This window comes from Ginsengibacter sp. (assembly GCF_057362405.1).
On the sequence record NZ_JBMQQG010000267.1, the window covers coordinates 1 to 24,832 of the forward strand.

The 24,832-nt window shown below is 38.4% G+C and carries 15 protein-coding genes; 11 read left to right on the top strand and 4 right to left on the bottom strand.

The window, feature by feature from the left end; genetic code table 11:
* Positions 1–785 (bottom strand): alpha-amylase family glycosyl hydrolase (locus ACO1O5_RS22130; RefSeq protein ID WP_486274178.1); only part of this gene is annotated, 785 nt, incomplete at its 3' end.
* A gap of 118 nt (positions 786–903) precedes the next feature.
* Between ACO1O5_RS22130 and ACO1O5_RS22135 the strand changes: the two genes are divergently transcribed.
* Entirely contained in the window at positions 904–1,986 is a 1,083-nt protein-coding gene (locus ACO1O5_RS22135) for a tryptophan 2,3-dioxygenase family protein (protein WP_486274181.1), read from the top strand.
* A gap of 104 nt (positions 1,987–2,090) precedes the next feature.
* Here ACO1O5_RS22135 and ACO1O5_RS22140 read toward each other — a convergent pair whose 3' ends face one another.
* Entirely contained in the window at positions 2,091–3,383 is a 1,293-nt protein-coding gene (locus ACO1O5_RS22140) for a hemolysin family protein (protein WP_486274183.1), read from the bottom strand.
* A 10-nt stretch (positions 3,384–3,393) separates the two neighbouring features.
* Positions 3,394–3,972, bottom strand: a complete 579-nt coding sequence (locus ACO1O5_RS22145; protein WP_486274185.1) for a phosphatase PAP2 family protein — start codon at positions 3,970–3,972, stop codon at positions 3,394–3,396.
* A 134-nt stretch (positions 3,973–4,106) separates the two neighbouring features.
* On the opposite strand from ACO1O5_RS22145, the gene ACO1O5_RS22150 reads away from it, so the two are divergent.
* Together ACO1O5_RS22150 and ACO1O5_RS22155 are read left to right on the top strand one after the other, a co-directional pair.
* Positions 4,107–6,296 carry an LTA synthase family protein gene (locus ACO1O5_RS22150; RefSeq protein ID WP_486274186.1) on the top strand — a complete coding sequence of 730 codons (2,190 nt, stop codon included), beginning with the start codon at positions 4,107–4,109 and terminating at the stop codon, positions 6,294–6,296.
* Between the two features lie 36 nt (positions 6,297–6,332).
* Positions 6,333–8,324, top strand: a complete 1,992-nt coding sequence (locus ACO1O5_RS22155; protein WP_486274188.1) for an LTA synthase family protein — start codon at positions 6,333–6,335, stop codon at positions 8,322–8,324.
* A 186-nt stretch (positions 8,325–8,510) separates the two neighbouring features.
* On the opposite strand, the gene ACO1O5_RS22160 is transcribed toward ACO1O5_RS22155, so the two are convergent.
* On the bottom strand, positions 8,511–9,257 hold the full coding sequence (locus tag ACO1O5_RS22160; RefSeq protein ID WP_486274190.1) for a class I SAM-dependent methyltransferase: 747 nt from the start codon (positions 9,255–9,257) through the stop codon (positions 8,511–8,513).
* 137 nt (positions 9,258–9,394) lie between these two features.
* On the opposite strand from ACO1O5_RS22160, the gene glmM reads away from it, so the two are divergent.
* The 8 genes from glmM to ACO1O5_RS22200 form a co-directional block, all read left to right on the top strand.
* A complete protein-coding gene (gene glmM / locus ACO1O5_RS22165) occupies positions 9,395–10,774 on the top strand; it encodes a phosphoglucosamine mutase (protein ID WP_486274192.1) in 1,380 nt (459 codons plus the stop codon).
* A gap of 36 nt (positions 10,775–10,810) precedes the next feature.
* Positions 10,811–11,989, top strand: coding sequence for a cysteine desulfurase family protein (locus ACO1O5_RS22170; RefSeq protein ID WP_486274195.1), 1,179 nt, complete (start codon positions 10,811–10,813; stop codon positions 11,987–11,989).
* 397 nt (positions 11,990–12,386) lie between these two features.
* Positions 12,387–15,182 (top strand): choice-of-anchor tandem repeat GloVer-containing protein, encoded by a 2,796-nt coding sequence (locus ACO1O5_RS22175; protein WP_486274197.1) that lies wholly within the window; start codon positions 12,387–12,389, stop codon positions 15,180–15,182.
* A 97-nt stretch (positions 15,183–15,279) separates the two neighbouring features.
* Positions 15,280–16,704, top strand: coding sequence for a hypothetical protein (locus tag ACO1O5_RS22180; protein ID WP_486274199.1), 1,425 nt, complete (start codon positions 15,280–15,282; stop codon positions 16,702–16,704).
* A gap of 210 nt (positions 16,705–16,914) precedes the next feature.
* Entirely contained in the window at positions 16,915–21,087 is a 4,173-nt protein-coding gene (locus ACO1O5_RS22185) for a hybrid sensor histidine kinase/response regulator (protein WP_486274201.1), read from the top strand.
* Positions 21,088–21,490: 403 nt separating this feature from the next.
* Positions 21,491–21,772 (top strand): hypothetical protein, encoded by a 282-nt coding sequence (locus ACO1O5_RS22190; protein WP_486274203.1) that lies wholly within the window; start codon positions 21,491–21,493, stop codon positions 21,770–21,772.
* Between the two features lie 273 nt (positions 21,773–22,045).
* Positions 22,046–24,484, top strand: coding sequence for an LTA synthase family protein (locus ACO1O5_RS22195; RefSeq protein ID WP_486274205.1), 2,439 nt, complete (start codon positions 22,046–22,048; stop codon positions 24,482–24,484).
* A gap of 161 nt (positions 24,485–24,645) precedes the next feature.
* A partial coding sequence (locus ACO1O5_RS22200; RefSeq protein ID WP_486274206.1) for a hypothetical protein occupies positions 24,646–24,832 on the top strand: 187 nt, incomplete at its 3' end.

Sequence of the window (24,832 nt, forward strand, 5' to 3'; positions counted from 1 at the left end):
ACCGTCGCCCACATAACGCTCCATCCATATGTTTCATCAAAGCCAACAGTATGAAGTTTAGGATTCTCGCTTTCAGCTAACATAAATACGTCTTTCAGTTTCTTTAAAGAATCAATACAGGTCTTCCAAAAATCGAGAGGTATTGGATCTACGTGATCGCAACGAAAACCATCAATGCCGGTTTGAGTAATCCAGAATTTCATGACGTCAATCATGCTATCACGCAGTTCCATATTGTCATAACTAAGGTTCCTTGTATCTGTGTAATCAGCGTCATAGACTGTGTTCCCAACGCTATCTCTTTTATAAAAATCAGGATGATTCTTTATCCACGGATTATCAGGAGAAGTATGATTCGGAACCCAGTCAATTATGACTTTGAAGCCCAAACTGTGAGAAAGTTTTACCATCTGTTTCCAATCTGCCATAGTACCAAATTCAGGATTTATGGCTTTGTAATCTCTTACCGAATAATAACTTCCCAAATCCGTAGTTGTCATCTTTCTGCCTTCTATCCCAATAGGATTAATTGGCATAAACCAAAGAATTTCCACGCCCATTTTTCTTAATCGGGGAAGGCTTTTTTCAAAATCTTTGATAGAGGACGAAGCTGTATACTGGCGCAAATTCACTTCATAAATATTACTTTGTTCGCTCCACGATGGGTGAACTGAAGCCTTATTGGGAAACCTGCCCGTTTGGGCCGTTACACTATTCGCAGAACTTAACATTACACAGGTTACAAATATCAATAAGGTTGAAGCAAACGACATATATGTTTTCATAAAACTTCCTGAGTTAATCAACAAAACTAAAAATAAATTAGCGGATAAATTTAGGCATTTTAATAACCGCCGCTTCCAAAATAATTCGTTCTAATTTTGAAATTATTAATAAGTACTTATGTCAGATAACAAGAGAATGTATTACAACGATTACCTCCAATTGGACGCAATTCTTAAAGCACAGCACCCTGAAAGTTTTAAACCCGGTAACGAACCGGCCCACGACGAAATACTCTTTATTATTATTCACCAGGCATATGAGCTTTGGTTTAAACAAATCTTATTTGAGCTTGATTTTATAATGAGCGTATTTAAGAAAGAAAAAATTAATGATAATTCAGAAGATTTGAACCTTGTTCGCCACCGGCTGAACAGGATCATAAAAATACTTGAACTGCTAGCCCAACAGGTAACCTTACTCGAAACAATGACGCCGCTGGATTTTCTTGAATTCCGAAACCTTTTAATACCCGCTTCCGGTTTTCAAAGTCTACAGTTCAGGCTGATTGAAGCCAGGCTGGGCTTACAGATGGAAAATCGCTTTAATAAAACTTATTACAAGCGTACTAACGAAGGTGGCTTTGATGAAAAAGATTTTAATGCAATTAATGAGGCAGAGAATGCCGTAAGTCTTTTATCGCTTGTAAATAAATGGCTCGAAAGAATTCCTTTTTTTGAAAATGATTTATGGAAAAATTATCCAAGTCAATTTCCTCTCACAGATCAACTTCATCCTTTCTGGAGTGATTACCGGCATATTTATAAAAATGGACTAAATGAAAAGGAAGCAAAAAGAATTAATGATTTTGATGCTATTTTTTTCAACAATGAAAATTCTGCAACAGATGAGAGTCGTATAGAAAAACCCTTGTTTTCCCCAGAAGCCATGCGGGCTGCATTGTTCATCATGCTTTACAGGGATTTTCCCGTTTTTCAAACATCTTACCAAATTCTTGATGCACTTATCGAAACCGACCATCAACTAGCCAACTGGCGGCACAAACATATAGATATGGTAAGAAGAATGATTGGAATGCGCATGGGAACAGGCAATACAAGCGGCCGTGGTTATTTGGAAGGTGCGCTGAACAGCCATTACATTTTTAGGGATATTGCAGGGCTTGCCACTTTTTTAATTGAAAGAAAAAACCTCCCGAAACTGCCTGCTGACTTGATCAGGAAATTGAGTTATAGTAGTTGAGGTAATTGGTTAAAAAGTTAATCGGTTTATTAGTAAAGTGGAATAGCTAAACTGTCTTTCTTCCTAACCTAATCAACCCATTAACTAATAAACTTTTTAACCAACTAATCCATTTCCTGCCTGATCTCATCAGAAATCTGCACGAGCACTTTATCAATACGCTGCCCGTCCATATCTATTATTTCAAATGTAAAACCACGCCATTCAAAAGTATCGCCCGTTGCAGGAATACGCTTTAACTCATGCAAAATAAATCCGGCGAGGGTATCAAATTCATTTTCACCTTCATTGATCCAAATCGTTTTATCGAAGCGGGTAAGAAAATTGTAAAATTGAATTTGCGCATCTACCAAAAAACTTCCATCTTTTCTTTCAACAATTTCGTAATCGTCGTCTTCGGCCTCTGGCATCTCTCCCACTATGGCGTTTAGTATATCCTTCACCGTTATCATACCCAAAAGGCTGCCATATTCGTCTACGATAAAGGCATAATGAATTTTGGTAGCCTTAATTTTTTCGAGCACCTGGTAGGCTGAATTATTTTCCGGAACAAACAATGCTTTTCTCATCAGCGAAGAAAGAGATGCGTCAGGTTGCAGATACATTTCTTTTATATAAACGACCCCTTTTATGTCGTCAATATTGTTTTCGCATACCGGATAAACTGAATGCTGAAATTCCTTTATCTTTTCCTTTACTGATGAAAGTTCTTCGTTTATTTCGAACCAAACAATATCTGTACGGTGGGTCATCAGCGAAGTGATGTTCCTGTCGCCCAAATGAAACACCCTTTCAATGATGTCTTTTTCTTCTTCCTCAATGGTACCTGATTCACTTCCTTCATTAATCATTGCCTTTATTTCCTCTTCCGTTACCTGGTTGTCTTTGTTATACCTGATATTTAATAATTTGAAAATACCTGAGTTAAGCGAACTTAACAACCATACGATGGGGAAAGAAATACTGCTCAATATTTTTATGGGCCTTGCAACAAGTTTGGCAATTCTTTCGGGTCGCATAATGGCAATTCTTTTGGGTACTAATTCCCCAAAAAGAATTGATAAAAAAGTTACCAGTATAACTATAATAACCGTTGAAATGGTGGCAGCGTAAGGCTTTATATAATGAATACGTTCAAGGTATGGTTGTAAATACTTACCGAATTTTTCGCCCGAGTATACACCGGTTAAAATGGAAATTAAAGTTATATAAACCTGTGTAGTAGACAAAAATATATCCGGGTTTTCTTTCAGACCAAGTGCAGTTTTGGATCTTATGTCACCTTTTGCGGCGCTTGCCTCCAGCCTGTTTTTTTTTGATGAAACCAGGGCCATTTCGCTCATCACAAATAAGGCATTGAGCAGAATAAGAAAAAATAAAATAACAAATTCTAACATATAATTTTCTTCAGGTTGATAACAGACCTATTTTGGTATTAAATAATTTAGCCGGAATGTAACCAAGTATTGCGCCAACTATTGCACCACAAAATACATCAAACGGAAAGTGAACCCCGACATAGACCTGGGCATACGAAATTAACAAAGCCCATAAAAAAAGATAAGCCCATTTGGGGCTGACTGCCTTCCTGAACGTTGTAAATATAAACATTGCAGCCGCAAAATGATTCACGGCGTGTGAAGAAGTAAAACTGGAGCTCTCCGGGCAGTAACTAACGAGAAATCGAATGGTGTCTGCAATTGCAGGGTCGTGGCACGGCCGGATTCTTATAAAATTACCCTTTATAATGGTGCTGCTTACATAATCGCTTATTATGGCGTTTAAGATAAAGAACAACGTCCAGTACAAGCCTTTTAATTTGAAGTTAATGGTCGTAAATAGCACGAGAAAAAAATAAAACGGCATCCATACAAACGGTTCGCGAACAAACGGTATAAATTCATCGAGAAATGGTGTATGCCATTGCCCATTAACTTTTGAAAATACCCTGTAGTCAAAGCGTGTTACAGCGTCAGGCAGGAACATAGATTTTAATATTTATATCAATACCACTTCGCACAAAAATAACCATTGCATAAAACACTTGCCAAATATTTACATTTGCTTTATCATCTTTTTCGATTTCTTTAATGGAAATTTGCAGTCCTTTAATTTTCTAAATGAAAAAAATCGCTTTACCCCGTCTCGTTAAATGGATGTTTTTAACGGCAATTGCATTTCTGATCTTTATGACGATTATGCGATTTGTATTTTTTTACCATTTCAGGCCTTCCCAATATTCATTTGCCAATTGCTTTAAAGCATTCTTGTTAGGATTAAATTTTGATACGAGGATTGTGTGCGGTATCGTGCTGTTTCCATTTCTCATTGGAAATCTTCATTTAAATTATAACAATAAAAATCGTCTTACGGCTGGGAGCATTGCGCAAATAATCCTGACCATAGTTGTTATGGTATTACTCATAATTTTTATGAAGAAAGGGCATGTGCCTAAAACATCTTTGGTTTACATGGGAATATTATTTGCGTTAATCCTTGCGTGGCTGTTAGGTACAAAAAATTGCAATCCTTTTGAAAATAATATCTCCAGAAAAATTTTCAAAACTTATTTTTTTATAATAACCCTTTCGCTGGTATTTCTTTATGCTGTCGACTTTGAGCATTTCGACTACCTCCATCAGCGTTTAGCCGCCAGTGTCTTAAATTATACCGCCGACGCCAAAATTTCGATGAATATGGTTTGGCAAACCTATCCTGTGGTTACTTTAATACTTCTCATCATCGTCAGCGTTATTTTGTTATATGGTCTTATTATGAGATGGTTTAAAAAAATGCAACTGTCTTTATATCGCGGTAAAGGCTTCTCAAAAGTATTGATAGGAATTGTTTTTGCTTTAATTCTGGGAATTGGAATTTTTGGAAGACTGAACCAATATCCATTACGATGGAGTGATGCGTTTTCTTTTCACGATGATTTTAGAGCAAATCTTTCATTAAATCCCATTCAAAGTTTTCTGAGTACGCTTCAATTCAGGAACTCTACTTACGATATTAAAAAAGTGAAAGAATATTATCCATTGATGGTATCGTCGCTTGGAATAACTAACGCTGACAGTAGTACGCTAAATTATAAAAGAACATTTTTACCGCAAGGCAATACAACGAGGCCTAATGTAGTAGTAATTATATGCGAAAGCTTCAGCGCTTATAAAAGCAGCATGTGGGGAAATCCGCTGAACACTACACCTTACTTTAATGAAATGTGTAACCACGGAATTTTTTTTGACAGGTGCTTCACTCCGGCATACGGAACGGCAAGAGGAGTTTGGGCTGTTATAACCGGCATACCTGATGTTGAATATCCCAATACGGCAAGCCGCAATCCCTCTGCAGTAGACGAGCATACAATTATAAACGACTACACAGGATATGATAAATATTATTTTATTGGGGGAAGCTTAAGCTGGGCCAATATAAGAGGATTGCTTACTAACAATATCGATAGCCTTCACATGTACGAACAGGACGATTATAAAGCCAATTCAATTGACGTGTGGGGAATAAGTGACAAAAGGTTATTTCTTGCAGCCAATGATGTTTTTAAGAAACAAACCAGCCCGTTTGTAGCAGTAATTCAAACTGCAGATAATCACAGGCCATATACGATTCCGGGTGAAGACAAATCAACATTCGAAATAAAAAAATATCCCACAGATACTTTGAAAAAATATGGCTTCGAAAGTAATGATGAATTAAATGCTTTTCGATATACCGATTTTAGTTTTAAAACATTTATTGAAGCTGCCAAAAAAGAAAAGTATTTTAATAACACCATCTTTGCTTTTGTTGGCGACCATGGCATTCGTGGTGATGTTGGAAACATGTTTCCAAAAGCGTGGAATATAGATGGATTAACGACGCAACACGTTCCCTTGCTCTTTTATGCTCCTTCTTTGCTGGCACCGCAACGTATTGACAGAACCTGTTCGCAGGTCGATCTTTTGCCATCCGTATCTGCACTTGCGCATATACGTTATACCAATACTACTATTGGTAAAAATCTGTTTGACACCATTCACGTTAGTACTGCCCGTTTTAAATATGCAGCTTTTTTATTTGATCCCAACCTTAAACAAATTGGCATGGTTACCGATGAATATTGCTACGTTCATAATCTTTTAAGTGGCACAGAAGATTTCAGGTATAGCAACAGCAATGACCCATTGCCTAAAACACCGTTAGTAGAACAAGACATGCAGGCAATAAAAGAACTTACGCAGGCATACTATGAAACCGCCCGGTATATGATGTTGAATAATTTAAAGAGAAATGCAATCGCTCATAATTAGCTCCTTAATGAATATTACCTTTACGACTTTTAAACCATGATTGTTAAAGCCAAATTGATTAGAAATGTCCCATTGACGATTCAGTGGATCTTTGTATTGTGGCTTATTTATATCCTGGTTTTTACGCTCTTCCGGGTAGCTACAGTATTTTTATTCAAGCCCGTAAATATTACCATTTCGTCTTTGCTTCCATCATTCTGGCTGGGCTTTCGATACGATGCAAAATGGATTGCCATTATTTTATTGCCCATTGCCATCATTTCAGTATACCCGAGATTTTCGCCTTTTTTTTCTGAAAGAAATAAGCGTTTATGGTCTTACTATCTTGCATTTGCAACGCTGATCGTTTTCTTTTTTTTCGGAGCAGATTTTGGCAATTTCAGTTACAATCATACCCGCATCAATGCGAGCGCACTAAATTTTGCCGAAGATCCTCTTACATCTACTAAAATGCTTTGGGAAAGTTATCCGATGGTTTGGATTCTGAGCAGCCTTGCGCTTACTGTTTTGTTAATGGCGAAGGTTTTCAAAAAAACCCATGTACAAACCTTAAAAAGAAATTTAAATACAAATGCGGTCTACAGAAAAAGATGGCATGCTGCAGCTATACTTTTTTTAGGCTGGTCTCTTTATGGCATTTTCTCGTTTAGCCCCTTAAAATGGAAAGATGCTTTCCAATTGAATGATAATTTCAAATCTTATGTTGCTTTAAATCCACTGCAAAATTTTTTTACCACACTTCAATTCAGGCGGCCTTCTTTTGAGGATGCAAAAGCGAAATCTTATTTCCCGTTGATTGCAAATTTTTTGCATCTTGATGCTCAAAATATTGCTGACAAAGATTACAGCAGGCTGGTGCTGCCAGACAGCAAGGCGTTGGAAAGCAGGCCCAACATTGTGTTGGTTATATGCGAAAGCTTCAGTATGTACAAGAGCAGTATGAGTGGCAACCCGCTTAATACTACCCCTTTTTTTAAATCCATGTGCGATAGTGGTTTATTTTTTGATCGTTGTTTTACGCCAACATTTGGCACAGCAAGGGGCGTTTTTGGCATTCTAACGGGCACACCTGATGTTCAGCTTTCTGAATTTTCGTCACGCAATCCTGAAGCCGTGAATCAGCATACTATTATTAATGATTTCACTGACTATAAGAAGTTTTATTTTCTTGGTGGCAATAGCAACTTCAACAATTTCGAGGGGCTTGTCAAAAATATTGACAGCATTAATCTTTACCAGGAAGGATCGTATAAATCTCCCGTAATAAATGTGTGGGGAATCAGCGATAAAAATCTTTTTCTCAACGCCGAAAACGTTTTTTCCAAACAGGACAAACCTTTTTTTGCAATTATTCAAACTGCCGATAATCACCGCCCCTACACTATACCGTTAGAAGACTCTGATTTTGTAAGAAAATTCGTTAATGAAGATACATTAGTAAAATACGGTTTTGAATCTGAGCAGGAATTTCAATCGTTTTGCTACACGGATTACTGTTTTAAAAAAATGATAGAGAAAGGAAAAACGCAGCCTTGGTTTAATAATACAATCTTCGTCTTTGTTGGTGATCATGGTGTAGAGGGAGAAGCTTCCCAAATGTATCCCGAAGCATGGACATCGGGTCGGTTAAGTGATGAACATGTACCGATGTTATTCTATGCGCCACAATTAATAACACCTCAGAAAAAAACTGAAGTAGTTTCCCAGATTGATATTTTGCCAACACTTGCAGGTATGCTGCACATGTCGTACACTAACACTACGCTGGGAAGGGATGTGTTGCATTCAAAGAATGAAATGAACGCAGCGTTTATCATTCATCATGATGAAGGAAATATTGGCGTTGTTACCAACGACTATTATTTTGTAAAAAATCTGCGAATTAAAAAAGAGGAATTGATGCCTATGCGGCCTGGTGAAGTTCCACTTACACCTGTACAAAAAGATTCCGTAATTAATCACCTTTCGCAACTAACTTCCGCAATGTACGAAACGGCAAAATGGATGTTGGTGAATAATAAAAACTAACCTGGCTGTCTGTTTCGTTCGCCTATCAATAATCCCGATCCTTTAGGCTGGGCACAAATATATTTGTTGCTTTTCCGCTTTAATATATCCGGTGTTTTCGGGTAAGTGGCTATAGCCATTAGACCTTTTCATTTCACCCCGACCTAAAGGTCCGGGCAATCAAGAACTCCAAAAGATAATAGCAGGCTAATTTACTTTCTTCGATATTATTACCATCCTTGGAGAATTTTTGATATGATAAGGATTAAAATTATAGTCTCCGAAAACTTCCTGGATCTGTAAATGATGATAAGATAGCATATCTGTAAAATCTCCCAAAGAGAATTTCACAACTTTTTCCTGGTGTTCAACTCTCTTCTTTAATGCTACATCTTCTACAATTATTTTTTTATAGAAATGGGTTTCATCAAACCACTTGTTAATATAATAGTCAACGTCGTCTATTTTTAGTTTCGACTGCGGTACGAAGTGTTCCTCAACATAGTGAGTATTGAGATAATCTAAAACAAAAACGCCCCCGGGTTTTATAGATTGCGCAATGGTTCTGATAGAGTTCTCGTGTTCCCTCCTGGTATTAAAATATCCGAAACTTGTAAAGAAATTAAATGCATAGTCGAAGTAATTAATCCAAAAAGGAAGCCGCATATCGTGAACAAAAAAGTGCAGGTTTTCGGCTTCAAACTTTTTTGCTTCTTTAATACTTTCCGCCGCAAGGTCTACGCCTGTTACATCAAACCCCATGCCTGCTAAAATCCTTGAATGACGTCCCCTGCCGCAGGCGATATCCAGCATAAAAGATTCTTTGGCCGGCTGCAAATGTTCAATCAGCTTTCTAATAAAATTTCTAGCCTCCGCCTCATCACGCTTAAAATACAACTGGTGATAATATGGTGAATTAAACCAATCTTTAAACCAGGGCTTGTTTTTACTCATAAGCAAATGTAAATAATTAGGCAATAGTCAATGGCCAATAAGCCAACAGCCAATGCCCTAATAACCAATAATCAAAATGCCCTGAGACATCAATTTATCTAATTTACTTTATCTTTACTCCATAAACACATGAACAAGTGGCACTGATAAAAAGCATCTCCGGTATAAGAGGAACTATTGGAGGAAAACCAGGACTAAACCTTACCCCGCCGGACATCGTTAAATACACGGCGGCATTTGCTGCGTGGCTGAAAACGCAGGGGGACAATAAAAAAATTATTATCGGCAGAGACGGCAGAATGAGCGGCGAATTGGTAAGCGACCTTTGCGCCAATACGCTTATGGCTTATGGCTTTGATGTGATCGACATTGGAATAACCACTACTCCAACGGTTGAAATCGCGGTACAATATGAATCGGCTTCAGGCGGCATTATTTTAACTGCCAGCCACAATCCGAAAGAATGGAACGCACTGAAACTGCTCAATAATAGTGGTGAATTTATAAGTGGTGAAGCTGGTGAAAAAGTTTTGGAATTGGCCGACAAGGAAGATTTTACTTTTGCCACGGTTGACAAAACCGGCACATATACCCGCGATAGTTCTTACATGGAAAAGCACATTGATGCGGTTGTAAATTACGAACTCGTTGATGTAGCTGCTATAAAGAAAGCTAAATATAAAATTGTTGTTGACGCAATTAACAGTTCAGGCGCTATTTACATTCCTGCATTGTTAAAAGCGCTGGGCGTAAAAGACGTCATTGTTTTAAATGGTGAGGTTAACGGAAAATTCGACCATAACCCCGAGCCGCTTCCCCAGCATCTTACGAGTCTGAGCAATGAAGTAAAAAAACAAAATGCAAGCCTGGGGATTGCTGTAGATCCCGATGTGGACAGGCTTTGCTTTGTAAGTGAAGACGGGAGCATGTTTGGTGAAGAATATACACTGGTTGCTGTTGCAGATTATGTATTGAGTAAGAGAAAGGGAAACACAGTAAGCAATATGTCGTCAACCAAAGCGCTGAAAGAAATTACGCATAAGCATGGTGGTGAGTATTTCCCATCCGCCGTAGGAGAAGTGAATGTGGTTAATAAAATGAAAGAAGTAAACGCGGTAATAGGTGGTGAAGGAAATGGGGGTATTATCGTTCCTGACTTTCATTACGGGCGGGATGCGTTGATAGGTATCGGTTTATTCCTTACCCACCTGGCTCATTCTCAAAAATCAATTAATCAACTTCGTGGTACCTATCCTGATTATTTTATTTCAAAAAATAAAATTGCACTGGAAACCAGTGTCGATGTAAAGGAAGTTTTTAAAAAAATAAAAGATAAATACAAAACCCATCCTATTAATACGGAAGACGGGTTAAAGATTGAATTTGATAAAGATTGGGTTCACCTGCGAACCAGCAATACAGAGCCTATCATAAGAATTTACTCAGAAAGTAACTTTGAGACCACCGCCGAAAATATCGCCAAGAAAATTATGAACGATATCAGGGAGGCGATGTAGACCCCTAATCCCTAGGGGAACATTGTTCGAACTATTATGGAAAAAAACCAGATGATAAATGATCATTCAAGTGCCCCTTTAGGGGTTGGGGTTCGAATTTATTTCGATAACGCTGCGACAACTCCATTGGATCCTGTAGTGCTGGAATCGATGATGCCTTATTTTACCGAAAAATTTGGCAATCCATCGTCAATATATTCTTATGGCAGAGAAACAAGAATGGCTATTGAAAATGCAAGAAAGTCAGTTGCTAAAATATTAAATGCACATCCCGCCGAAATATTTTTTACCAGTGGGGGCACCGAAAGCAGCAACACTGCCATCAATGCCGCAGTGCATGATTTAGGGTGCCAAAGAATTATTACTTCGCCTATAGAACACCACGCCACATTACATTGCGTGGAATATCTCGGCAAAAAAGGAGAAGCGGAGTTTGCCTTTGTGAAGGTATTACCGAACGGCCATATTGATATGGGTGATCTTGAAAGATTGCTGAAAGAAAGCGATAAAAAATGCCTTGTTACATTAATGCATGCCAATAATGAAATTGGTAACATCACAGATATTGAAGCTGTTGGAAATCTCTGCAAAAAATTCAATGCCATTTTTCACTCAGATACAGTTCAAACTGTAGGCCATTATAATTTTGATTTGCGAAAACTTCCTGTACATTTTATTACAGGCGCCAGCCACAAATTTCACGGACCAAAAGGAGTTGGCATTTTATACATAAATGAAAATATCAAAATTCATCCCTTCATAAATGGTGGCAGCCAGGAACGAAACATGCGTGCCGGCACTGAAAATTTATATGGAATCGTTGGTTTTGCAAAAGCGCTGGAGCTGGCAACAGCCAATCATGAAACGGATAAGGAATATATAAGCAGTATTAAGAATTATATGAAGAAAACGCTGAAGGAAAATATTCCCGATGTTTACTTTAATGGCGATTATGCAGGCAATAGTTTATATACTGTTTTAAGCGCTGCATTTCCCAAATCAGAAAAATCTGAAATGCTTCTTTTCAATCTCGACATCAATAATATCTGCGCAAGTGGCGGCAGCGCCTGCACTTCCGGCGCCGATGCCGGAAGCCATGTAATAAGAGCCATCAATAATAATCCCAATCAAATTACCGTACGCTTTTCTTTTAGTAAATACAACACAAAAGAAGAAGTGGAAGTGGTTGTGGAAAAGTTACAGGAAATGATTTAGTTGACCGTCCTCCTTTGGCAGAATAAAACTTACACTTTTCTGTGGAAAGTCGCAGGTTATGATATGAATAAATAAAATTGATTCAAGAATTTATTCTCTAGCTTTGCGTTACTAATTGCAAACACTCCTTTAAAGTAAATTGAAGATTTACATTATCCCTGGATTAACCACTTTTTAAGAAGGACAATTATTTGGTCAAATTCCTTCTAAAAATCTGTTCAGTAAAATACACTATTGCCATCCTTTCTTCCTTCGAAAAAACTAACTGTTACTGATCATGATTTAGGTCATTTATATCATAGATCACCCTCATATAATCTTGATTATTTGCTAACTAATTTTATACTGCATTGCTTATAATTAACTTACCTAATGTAATCTTAAACCCCTAACTGAAATGAAGAAAAATTTACTTACTCTTATTTTGCTTTTTGCTGTCACCCTGGTCGTCAGGTCACAATCATTGTACGGAATTACTTTTGGAGGAGGAAAGGATGGTGGAGGCACAATCAATAAGTTTGATCGTCTTTCCAACAAACTGGCGGTTCAGCGATCTTTTCAAAATCCCGGCCTCAATCCTTACTATTCTGCTTTAACGCTTGCATCCAACGGAAAACTCTATGGCATGACATTTAATGGCGGCGCCGTTGACGCGGGTGTGATCTTTTCCTTCGATCCGGCGACATCTGACTACTCGACGCTTTTTGATTTTGATGGTGAAAATGGGGCACAACCTTCAGGAAGCCTTATCCAGGCAAGTGATGGAAAATTATACGGCATGACTTCGTTTGGCGGAGACCTAAACTCCGGCGTGATTTTCTCATTTGACCCTTCTTCATCAACTTACACAAAGCTGTTTAATTTTGATAATGACAATGGCGCTAATCCGTGCGGAAGCCTTATACAAACGGCTGACGGCAAAATGTATGGAATGACTGCTGAAGGAGGAAACCAAAATCTTGGTACCATTTTTTATTTTGATCCCGTGTCACTTAAGATCACTAAAGTTGATGACCTCGATAATGTAAATGGTGCAGTTCCCTTAGGTAGCCTTGTAAAGGGTAACGACGGTTTACTATACGGTATGTGTGCCAATGGTGGCGGCAACCAATCCGGGGTAATTTTTGCCTTCAATACTGGCAATCTCACATTTGCAAAACTGAAAGATTTTGATTATGCCAGTGGTTATTATCCACATGGCAGCCTGCTGAATGGAACTGATGGAAAATTCTATGGAATGACATACAAAGGAGGAAGCCATAATGAGGGGGTCCTATTTTCTTTTGAAAGTTCAACATTAACCTATATAAAACTCAAGGATTTTGACGGTGCGAATGGTGGAGAACCGTTAGGTAACCTGGTGCAGACCGCGGATGGTAAAATATATGGCATGACATCAGAAGGTGGTAATGCTAACCTCGGGATAATTTTTTCTTTCGATACTTCTACCTCGAAATATACGATTGAAAAAGCTTTTAATAATCGTGATGGGAAAAGCCCTTTTAGCAATATGACATTGGCAAATGACGGAAAGTTTTATGGCACTACTTTCCAGGGGGGTGTAGCCGATGCAGGAGTAATTTTTTCTTTTGATCCTTCTTCAGGCGCCTATATGAAGTTGAAAGACTTTGGTACCGATGTAATGGGCCAACGACCGTCAGGCCATCTTATGAGGGCAGCCGATGGCAAGCTATATGGAATGACGCCTTTTGGGGGCATTCGCAACCAGGGCATTATCTATTCATTCGATCCTGCTGTTTCAGCTTATAAAAAGCTTATGGATTTTGATAGCAGTAACGGGGCAAATCCCTTCGGCAGTTTTGTTCGGTATTCGGATGGAAAGTTATATGCAATGACCAGCAAAGGAGGAAGCAATAATGCAGGAGTCATGTTTTCTTTCGACCCCGCAACTTCAACTTATACGAAAATGAAGGATTTTGAGAAAGGGGACGGCGATAATCCTTATGGCAGTCTCTTGCAAGCTGTTGATGGCAAATTATACGGGCTAACTTCTAATGATGGTAAATATGGATTTGGTTCAATCTTTTCTTTTGATCTTTCATCCTCTGTGTTTACAAAACTCTTCGATTTTAATTATAAGAACGGCGGAAATCCATATGGCAACCTGGTACAGGCTGCAAATGGAAAGTTATACGGCATAACAAACCAGGGTGGCAACGGCTACGTACAGAGGCACGACACAACAGGTGCAGGTGTTATCTTCTCTTTCGACCCCCTAACCATGGTCTATTCCGAGATTAAGGATTTTAATTATTATAACGATGGCGGTTTTAGCTACGGCAGTTTTGTAATAGCAACTAACGGTAAGCTATATGCGCTAACCAGCAAGGGTGGCGCAGCCGATTATGGGGTGATGTTTTCTTTAGATCCGCTGACTAATACATTCAACAAATTGGATGATTTTAATGGATACAACGGAGCCAAACCCTATGGCAATTTAATGCAGGCCAGTGACGCAAAATTATATGGCGCTACTTACGACGGAGGTGTAAATAATGCGGGAGTTATATTTTCCTTTGATCCCGAAACGTCTTCATTTAATAAATTAATAGATCTCGATATTGCCAATGGTGCGAATCCATATATCGGTTCATCGTTTATCGAAGTGCCCGAGAGTGGTCCGTTGCCGGTAACACTCGTAAACTTCACCGGGAAAAATAATGGGCTAATAAACAAGCTCGTTTGGAAAGTTGCCAATGAAGAAAACGTGGCTTATTATGAATTACAACGAAGCAGCAATGGTCAGCAATTCGCAGCAACCAGTCAAACAATAGCCATCGGGAGCAATAGTTATGGTTACAGCGATAACATCTTAATAGAACCGGCATCAGTGTATTATTACCGGCTTAAAATAGTGGACAAGGATGCCGGCATTAAGTTCAGTGAAGTTGTGCAGTTAAGAAGTGACCTTAATAAAAATTTCGTGACGGCCAATCCCAATCCTTTCAGAGATAGATTGGTAATAACAATTCAATCACCATCAGCCGATAAAGCAATTTTTGTTTTAACTGATGTAAGAGGCAAACGGATTGTTACAGCAACTAAATCCATATTCGCAGGAACTAACGTTATGGCAATAGACGCAACAGGTAACCTGGCCAGGGGAACTTACTTTCTTACCATTATTAAATCAGACCAGACTCAAACAATAAAAGTTATAAAAGGAAATTAAGAGAAGGCATCTGAAGTTCCGGAATTGAAAAGCAGCATAAAACCTGTCGTAAAAGTCTTATCAAAATAAAATTATTTTTGCTTCACATCATTTATTTATGAAAGCAATTCGTTTTGTACGACTAAGCATTCTTTTCTTTTATATAATTTCCTGCGCAGGCAGGAACAGCAGGAACGCTGGTGAAGAAACTAATGATGTCGATACCACCATTGCAAATGCAGTCTTCGCAGCCGACAGTTTTAAAACCGGGCAAGTTATTGCACATGTTATTTGCAAAGCTGATCCTCAACAATCATATGCATTATATATACCCGCCAGTGGCAACGGTGAAGCACTACCTGTAGTCTATTTTTTCGATCCTCATGGTGACGGCTCTTTACCGGTAGACAAGTACAAAGCATTGGCAGATAAATATGATTTTATTTTAATTGGAAGTAATAATTCGAAAAATGGCAACGATTGGCCAACTGCTGAAAATATATGGAGCACCCTTGCCGGCGATTCTCAAAGGCGATTAAAAATTGATCCAAACAGAATATATCTCTGTGGTTTTTCAGGCGGCGCAAAAGTAGCAACCTATATTGGTTTACACCAGAACCAAATAAAAGGAGTAATAGCCAACGGCGCCGTGCTGCCTGATATACTCAATGCCGGCAATTTCAATTTCAGTTTTACTGCTATTGCGGGCGAAGGAGATTTGAATATGACAGACCTCGTTGCCATTGCTAACGGTCTTGATCAAACGCAAACAAGACACCGGATCATTTTCTTTGATGGTATACATGAATGGGCACCGGAAAACACTATGGACATTGCTTTTGCCGGTTGGCAGTTCGATGCAATGGAAACAAGAACGATTCCAGTCAATAACAGTTTAATCGGCAATTACATTAGCAATAGCAAAGAAAGAATTGATGAATATGTATCAGAAAACAACTATTTAAAAGCAACGGAGGAATGCAAGCTTTCAATAAACATGCTGGAAGGATTAACCAGCGAAGTGAATTGGTTTAAAGAAAAAGATGCCTTATTAAAAAGTGATCCGGCTTATAAAAAGCAATTGCAGGCAAGAAAAAGCCTGCTTACAACAGAAAAAAATCTAAAGACTGAATATGAAAAACAATTTCGACAAGGAGATATGAATTACTGGATGAAGACCATAAATGACATTGAAGCAAAAGCTAAAGATGCGAATGCTGAAGGCGCCATGTATAAGCGTTTAAAGGCTTATTTGTCTTTGGCATTTTATTCTATCAGCAACCAGCTTATAACAGGGCACCGGGATGCAGATGCGCAAAACTTTGTGAATCTCTATAAATATATTGATCCTACAAATAGTGAAGCCTGGTATTTCTCCGCTATACTAAATGCCAGGGGCCAAAATGCAAAAGCGACCCGGGACGATTTAATAAAAGCAGTTGGTGATGGCTTTAACGATAAGACCCGCTTAATGCAACAACCCGAGTTTCAACAGTTGGGAAATCAAATTGATTTAGCGGAAATTGAAAGCAAGATGAAATAAATTTCAGGCAAAACGCATATAAAATTGCGTCGCAAAACTCTATTTAGATAGCAGTAGTTAAGCAAACCTTCCAAAAAATACTTCTTTTCATTTTGCTTTAGCCAATCATATTTTAGCCCGAGAGCAATTATTTTTTCAAATATTCGTTGTGTCTGTAAACAAGCTACAACGCGATCTTTAACACTTGCAGACCTGCTTGTCTAAAATTTTATGAAAATCACTTCCTGCTTTTTTCTCTTGTTACTGATTCCTTTTTTCGGATGGTCGCAAACCAGGAATTTGAGATTTGAGCATTTGCAGACAAGTGCCGGCCTTTCGCAAAGTAATGTTCTTTCAATTGCACAGGGAAGTGATGGTTTTATGTGGTTTGGGACCCAGGATGGCCTTGATAAATACGATGGCTATAATATAACCGTCTATAAAAAAGATTCAAAAGATTCCGAAAGCCTTAGCCATAATTATATTAAAGAACTTGCAGAAGCTAAGAATGGCGATCTATGGATTGCAACCTGGGGCGGCGGACTAAACAAGTATGACCGCGAGAAAGATCAGTTTACCCATTTTAAGAACGATCCTTTAAACCCGAATAGTATCTCAGGGAATCTTCTAGGAAATCTCCTTGTTGCCAGCGATAACAAAGTATGGATAAGCACTGAAACTGGTATTGACGTATTTGAGCCCAAACGAAACCGGTTTATTCACTATGTAAATAATAAGAATGACGAACATAGCTTAAGCGATAATGGCGTTACCGGCATGATAGAAGACAGTCAGCACAATATCTGGATCGCTACTACAAATGGTGGCCTTAACATGTTTGACCAAAAGAAGAGAACGTTCACCCGGTTTCAGCACAATGATGACGATCCCAATTCAATAAGTAGTAATAATATCTGGACTGTATTTGAAGACAGCAGGCATAACATCTGGGCCGGCACCGTCGGGGGCGGTTTAAATTTATTCAACAGGATTACAGGAAAGTTTCGTGCATTTAAAAAGAATAATACTGCGAATAGCATATGCGATGATGTGATCTTTTCTATCGCTGAAGACAATGAGGGTATTTTGTGGATCGGATCAGAAAACGGTGGTATCAGCAAATTTGATCCCAGGACAGAAATATTTCAAAATTATGAGCATGATGATTTTGACAACAATAGCCTAAGCAGTAGTTCCATTAATTGCATCTACAAAGATCCCAGGGGAAATATCTGGATCGGCACTTATAATGCGGGTGTAAATTTCATAAACCCGGATAGAAGCAGATTCACTCATTACAAACATAACCTCACGGGCAATACGCTTAGTAATAATAATGTATTAAGCATTTATGAAGATACGAAAGAGCGTATCTGGATCGGAACAGATGGCGGCGGATTAAATTTGTTCGATAGAAAGACCGGAAAGTTTACTCAATACAAACATGAGGATGGTAATAAGAATTCGATCTGCGGAAACTATATTTTAAGTGTTGCGCAGGATAAAGATGAAAATATATGGATAGGTACCTGGGGCGACGGTATAACTGTTTTCAACCCAAGAAAAAATACCTATAAACAATACAAAAATGATCGCAATGACACCAACAGCTTAATTGGAAACAATGGCTGGGTAATATTAAAAGATCATGAAAATAACATGTGGGTAGGCGTGCAGGGCAAGGGCTTGTGTCGTTATGATCCCCACAAAGATGGCTTCACCAGGTACACGCATGAGAATGTAAATTTAAGCAGCAATAACATATTGTCGCTATTTGAAGACAGGGATGGCATACTATGGGTAGGAACAGACGGTGGCGGGTTGAATCGCTTCGACTGGAAAAAAAATAAGGTAACACAATTCAAACAAAATGATCAGCAAAATAGTCTAAGTGATAACAGCACAAACTGCATTCTTGAGGACGAAATAGGTAACCTCTGGATTGGCACCAATGACGGATTGAATTACCTGGATAGAAAAACAAATGTGTTTACTGTTTATACCACCAAAGATGGCTTACCTAACGATGTGATATTTGGCATACTCGAAGATTCAAAAAAGAACCTTTGGCTAAGTACCAACAAGGGAATTTCGCAATTCAATCCCACAACAAAAAAATTCAAAAATTATGGAGTGGGCGACGGGCTGCAATCAGATGAATTTAAACAATCCTATTGCAAAAGCCGGTCAGGCTTAATGTATTTCGGTGGCATCAACGGGTTCAACGAATTCAACCCGGATAATATTAAAGAAAGGGATTTTGATCCTCCGCTGGTAATTACCGATTTTCGTATTGCAAATAGAAAAGTTCCCATTGCCATTAAAGAAACCAATTCTTCTTCGGGTGATAAATCGATAACCGAGACAGGCAACATCACACTTCCCTATAATAGCGCTGTCATATCTTTTGAATTTGCATCATTGAATTATATACCGGCAGATAAGAAGAAATATGCGTATATGCTGGAAGGTTTTGACAAAGACTGGAACGAGGTTGGTACCAAAAGAACGGCAATGTACACTAATCTTGATCCGGGTAATTATGTATTCAAAGTTAAAGGGCTCAATAATGAAGGCGAATGGTCAGCACGCACTATAAACATTCAACTTACGATCACACCTCCCTTCTGGCTCACATGGTGGTTCAAGCTTCTGGTAGCCTTAATAATTATTGGCACCGGCATCGGATTTTACAGGATGAGGGTGCGCACAATTAATGCCCAAAAAAAGGTGCTTGAAAAACAAGTGGAAGAACGAACGATGCAATTGATGCATTCAACGATGGAAGAACAAAAGGCAAGACTTGAATCAGAAAAAGCTCGGCGGGATGCTGAAATGGCCAACCAGGCGAAGAGTATTTTTCTGGCAACCATGAGCCATGAAATAAGAACTCCGATGAACGGTGTAATTGGCATGTCGTCATTATTGGCAGAAACGCCCCTGAATGACCAACAACGCGAATACACGAATACTATTACAACCTGCGGCGAAAGCCTGTTGAATGTAATAAACGATATTTTGGATTTTTCTAAAATTGAATCCGGCAACATGGAACTGGAGCATGAGGATTTTGATCTGCGGGCCTGTATTGAAGATGTGCTGGATATCTTTAGTACCAGGGCAGCTACATTGGGACTTGATGTGGTGTATCATATTGATCACGATGTTCCGTTACAGATTGTAGGAGACGATTTAAGGCTGCGACAAATCCTGACAAACCTGGTAAGTAACGCAATGAAATTTACTCATGAAGGCGAAGTATTTGTAGGCGTTCGTTTACTTACGGCTGATGTATCAGGAAATTTGACCCTGCAATTTGAAGTACGTGATACCGGCATTGGCATTCCGGCAGATAAGTTGCATCGCCTCTTTGCCGCGTTCTCCCAGGTTGATTCTTCTACCACCAGGAAATACGGGGGTACGGGCCTTGGGCTTACTATTTCAGAAAAACTGGTAAAATTAATGGATGGCGAAATTCATGTGGAAAGCATGGCCGGCCAGGGTTCTACTTTTTCATTTACTATAAAAACCACGATAGGCCACAAGGTCCTTAATCCTTATACCCAATATAACATGGCCGACCTGCAACACAAAAGAATATTGGTGGTAGATGATAATATGACTAACCTCGCTATCCTGAAAAGCCAGCTCGAACTTTGGAAATTGTCGCCAATACTTGTCGATTCCGGCAAAGGAGCCTTAAAAGCTTTATCTGGAGATAATCAAATTGACCTTGTTTTAACGGATATGCAAATGCCCAATATGAATGGGCTTGAGTTAGCAAAAAAAGTAAAAAAATATTACCCAACCATCCCCGTTATTGTACTTAGTTCAATTGGTGGAGATTTAAGTAAAGACACTGAACTCTTCCATTCCATATTAAGCAAGCCGATAAGGCAACATGTACTTAGCAGGCATATATTAGAGGCGCTTCAACCGCAGGTTAATGGCAAGGTTGCCCCTGAAAATTTACGGCAAAAATTACCTGCAAATTTTGCAGAAAAACATCCACTGGAAATTTTGGTTGCGGAAGATAATCTTATAAATCAAAAAGTTATTTCGCACATCTTAAATAAACTGGGCTACAAACCGGTGCTCGTTGAAGACGGCGCTAAAGCCGTGAATGAAGCGCGCAACAAAGCGTATGATATTATCTTAATGGACATGCAAATGCCCGAGTTGGATGGCATACAGGCAACCCGTGTTATAAGAGAGACCATGGAAATTCAACCTGTAATAATTGCATTAACTGCCAATACCATGGAAGGCGACCAGGACGAATGTTTAAAAGCCGGCATGAACGACTATCTCGCTAAACCCGTGAGGTTAGAAGAATTAACTAACAGGCTCGAAAAATGGTCGTTGGTTAAAATGAAAAGTCTGCATAGTATAATCAGTGGATGATAGTAACAACGTAATTATAAATTGATTTAAGAACCATGTGTCTTCGTGTATGAGATCATGTGCTAGTTCTGCTGTTATTTAAACTTTTATTTCCATAATTGAGTTGATTTGCGAAATCAAAAGAAGTGTCGATTTATTAAATTATGTTCCAATCATTTTTCAGGCTTTTAAGCTTTTTTCAACGGAACAAATGCATCAACAAAATTATTCGGCCAAAGCCATCTTCTTCCAATGCTTATAATAAAAAAACCGACTTTCTAAAATAAATTTCAACTTTCAACGTTGTTAGTTTCAAGTCGTTTCAATTTTTTATTATCAACGGCATTGTTATTATCGTTAAGAAAATGAAATATATACCTGATGCCCCTAACCAGGTTTATGTTACAAGTTAAAATCTATACTTATGTTAGTTATCGCTCATCATCAAATCCAGGATACTGAAAAATTCTGGTCTATCACGAACAACATCGGCGAAAATCTACCCTTTGGTTTTAAGCTTCACCGCGTGTATCCTTCTATGAATATGAAAATTGGAACCTGTCTTTGGGAAGCTCCGTCAGTAGGCGCTGTACACGATTTTCTGGACGAGAACGTCGGCAGCTTTAGCAAGAATTTTTATTACGAAGTAAAGCACCAGGGAGCAATCGGCCTTCCAACATCAACCATGGAAGCAGTTAGCAATTAAACGTGTTTTATTATTCTGTAACCTGAATTAGGCACAGGCAATGTGTTCTATAGAAAGTTGATGTACCATACTGCAATTTCCATCTTTACCGCCGGCACTTCTCATCATTCCATAACCCTGTATGAATGCATTAAAAGACCCGAATTTGAGTCAATGATTTGAAGTAGCCCTGAATCAATGATCTTACGCTTTTGTTACATAAGTATTCTATCTATTCAATAACTTTAGCTGCTCCGCTGATGACAATAAATCAATTTAAGCCGGGCAGAGTTTATGTCCAATAAAATATCCGACAAAAGCTTTGATGCTCTTCAATCCTGGTTTAGGATCGTTATTGCATTTACGGTTACAATATGTCTTACCAGGATATTCGAATACATTGCCGTAGCGTCCAAATTTTTTATCGCAAATGCTTATAAATACGAATTAGCTGGTTTGTTGTTTGATGTATGGGCATGCTTAATTTATAGTTGTATAATGCTCATTCCATTCCTGCTTTTATACTTTATAAATAAACATGTTGCAAGTGTTTTCTTTCATTTTGTAAATGTGTTATTTATAATAATGTACCTGGGTTTGCTGATTGTCTTTTCGGAGCGGACACGACCGTTTGATCACGAATTTTTTACGAGAAATGCTGCCGATTCGTGGCTTACCACCAAACAAATGCTCACCAGCGGATTTAAACTATACATCCCTTTCATTATTTATATCGCTTTATATTTTGTACTGTATTACCAGCTGTTTAAAAGAATTTTGATAAAGAAATCCATATCGGTTTCTTTATTTTGTCTCTGCGTGGTTTCTGTTTTCTTTATTCGGTTTGCAATGCCCAAACAAAGTAATTTCATAAAAGCCGGAGGCTATTATCTCGAATGCAATAAGTTTAGTTTTTGGATAAAAGATAGTTACCATTATTTTAAAACAAAAGATAACAGTACCGTTAGTAAGTTGAACAATAAACAACTTGAAAGCGAAATAGAATTTTATCAAAAAGAACATCCTTTTGAATATACAAGCAAAGAGTATCCCTTGTTGCACCTGAACAATAGCAAAGACGTATTAGGCAGTTTTTTCAACCTTAATAAAATGCCACCTAACATTGTTATACTTGTGGTGGAAGGGCTATCACGCGATTTCAGCGGCGACAAAGCTTATGCTACCAGCTTCACTCCTTTTTTGGACTCGTTATCAACTAAAAGTCTTGTGTGGGATAATTTTTTGAGCACTGCGCCCGGCACGTTTGCAGCGCATCCTGCCATCTCGGGTTCGCTGCCTTACGGCAGGCGTGGCTTTTCATTGATGAGCGTAATGCCTAATCATTTATCATTGATAAAAATACTTCGTTTAAATGGTTATCGTACCAGTTTTATGATTGGCTTTAACCCCGACTTTGATAATATGGGCGGTTACATACGCCTTCAGGGAACTGATTTTATACTGTCGCACTTCGGTCCAAAATACAAAGAAATGGGTGTTGGTTCAGGCGGCTGGTCAATGGGCTATCCTGATGATGCCTTATTCAGCCGGAGCTTCGAAGTAATGGACTCTGTTCCTAAAACACCCTACTTAAATATTTATCATACCGCTACCTCACACGAACCGTACTTGTTTGAGCAAAAGCCGCAATATGAAAAGATGTTTGACGAGAAGATGAAAAAAATTGTTGTGCCGAAAGACATAAGAAGAACACTGAAAGCCACTAAAACTGTACTGGTAACTTTTATGTTTGCAGATGATTGCATAAAAAAATTCTTCGCTGATTATGCAAAACGACCTGAATATTCCAACACCATTTTTTTTATTACAGGCGATCATCACATTGGTTCGTTCCCTTCAACCGGTAATATTGACGATTATCATGTGCCGTTAATTATTTATTCGCCAAAGCTGAAGGCACCCAGGAAATTTTATTCTGTTAATTCACATAATAACCTTGCACCTACCATTACTGCTCTTGTATTGAATAATTATAAAATGCCTTATAACCCAAAAGAGGTAAATTGGCTGGGAGACGTTTTGGATACCGCTGCCTCCTTCAGGAATGTACAATCCATGCCCTTTATGGCGTGGAGCCGGGAGATCAATGATTACATTTATAAAGACTATATGCTTTCTGAAGGAGAGCTTTACAAGCTAACACCTGAATTACTAATGGACGAAACTGAAAACGATTCAATAAAAAAACATATCACGCGATTGCTGGAAAATTTCAAAATCATCAACAACTATGTGTGCGACAGCAATAAAATTTATCCGCCAGAGCCGAATCTTTTGCCCGGAAAGAAAGAATTACTTTTCTCGTTTAACGACTCCGTTCCAAAAACTATTTTTACAAAAAAACAGGATACTAGCTTGATGCCCGACTTTGCTATTCCCAGGCAGTATAAATATTTATATGTTGAAACGTCCGCCGATGTATATCTTGCAACTCCTGGCATAGAAGATCAACCCGATTTTCGTTTAGCCCTCGTCGATAGAAATGGCATGAATAAAAAATTTCTTTATTGGAGTAAGAGGGATATTGTCTTAATGACTAAGAACGATTATCAACCTAAGAACTGGAACCATGTTTCTACAAACGATATGTTTACGCTTGATGATTACCGAAATTACAATAACGTGTTTTTTGAATTGGCGCTATTCAATGTAGTAACACCAATCAATTTAAAAATGAAAGGATTGAAAGTTAATATTTATGGAATAAAGTAGGTATTTCCATAAAGCGGGTTGGAATTGAAATAGCAAGGATCTCAACCCAACGCTGTCTAATAAAGATTAGGTTCCGATTTTGACATTTAAATGTCTGGTTATTATAGATACTTTAATCATAATTTTATTTGACCACTCATTACCTAAAAAATAATTAAATCATGTCTTGTCAAATTAAAAATGTAAGACGTTCATTACTCTTACTATCGTTAAGTATTAGTTTGCTGCACGTGTACCCGCAAAATACGGCCGGCAATAGCATCCGCCCCTGGTGGAAAGAGGGTTATCCGTTTAGGTTTGCGAAAAACCCTAAAGCAAAACTGATGTCTTTGATTTCTGTTCAAGGGA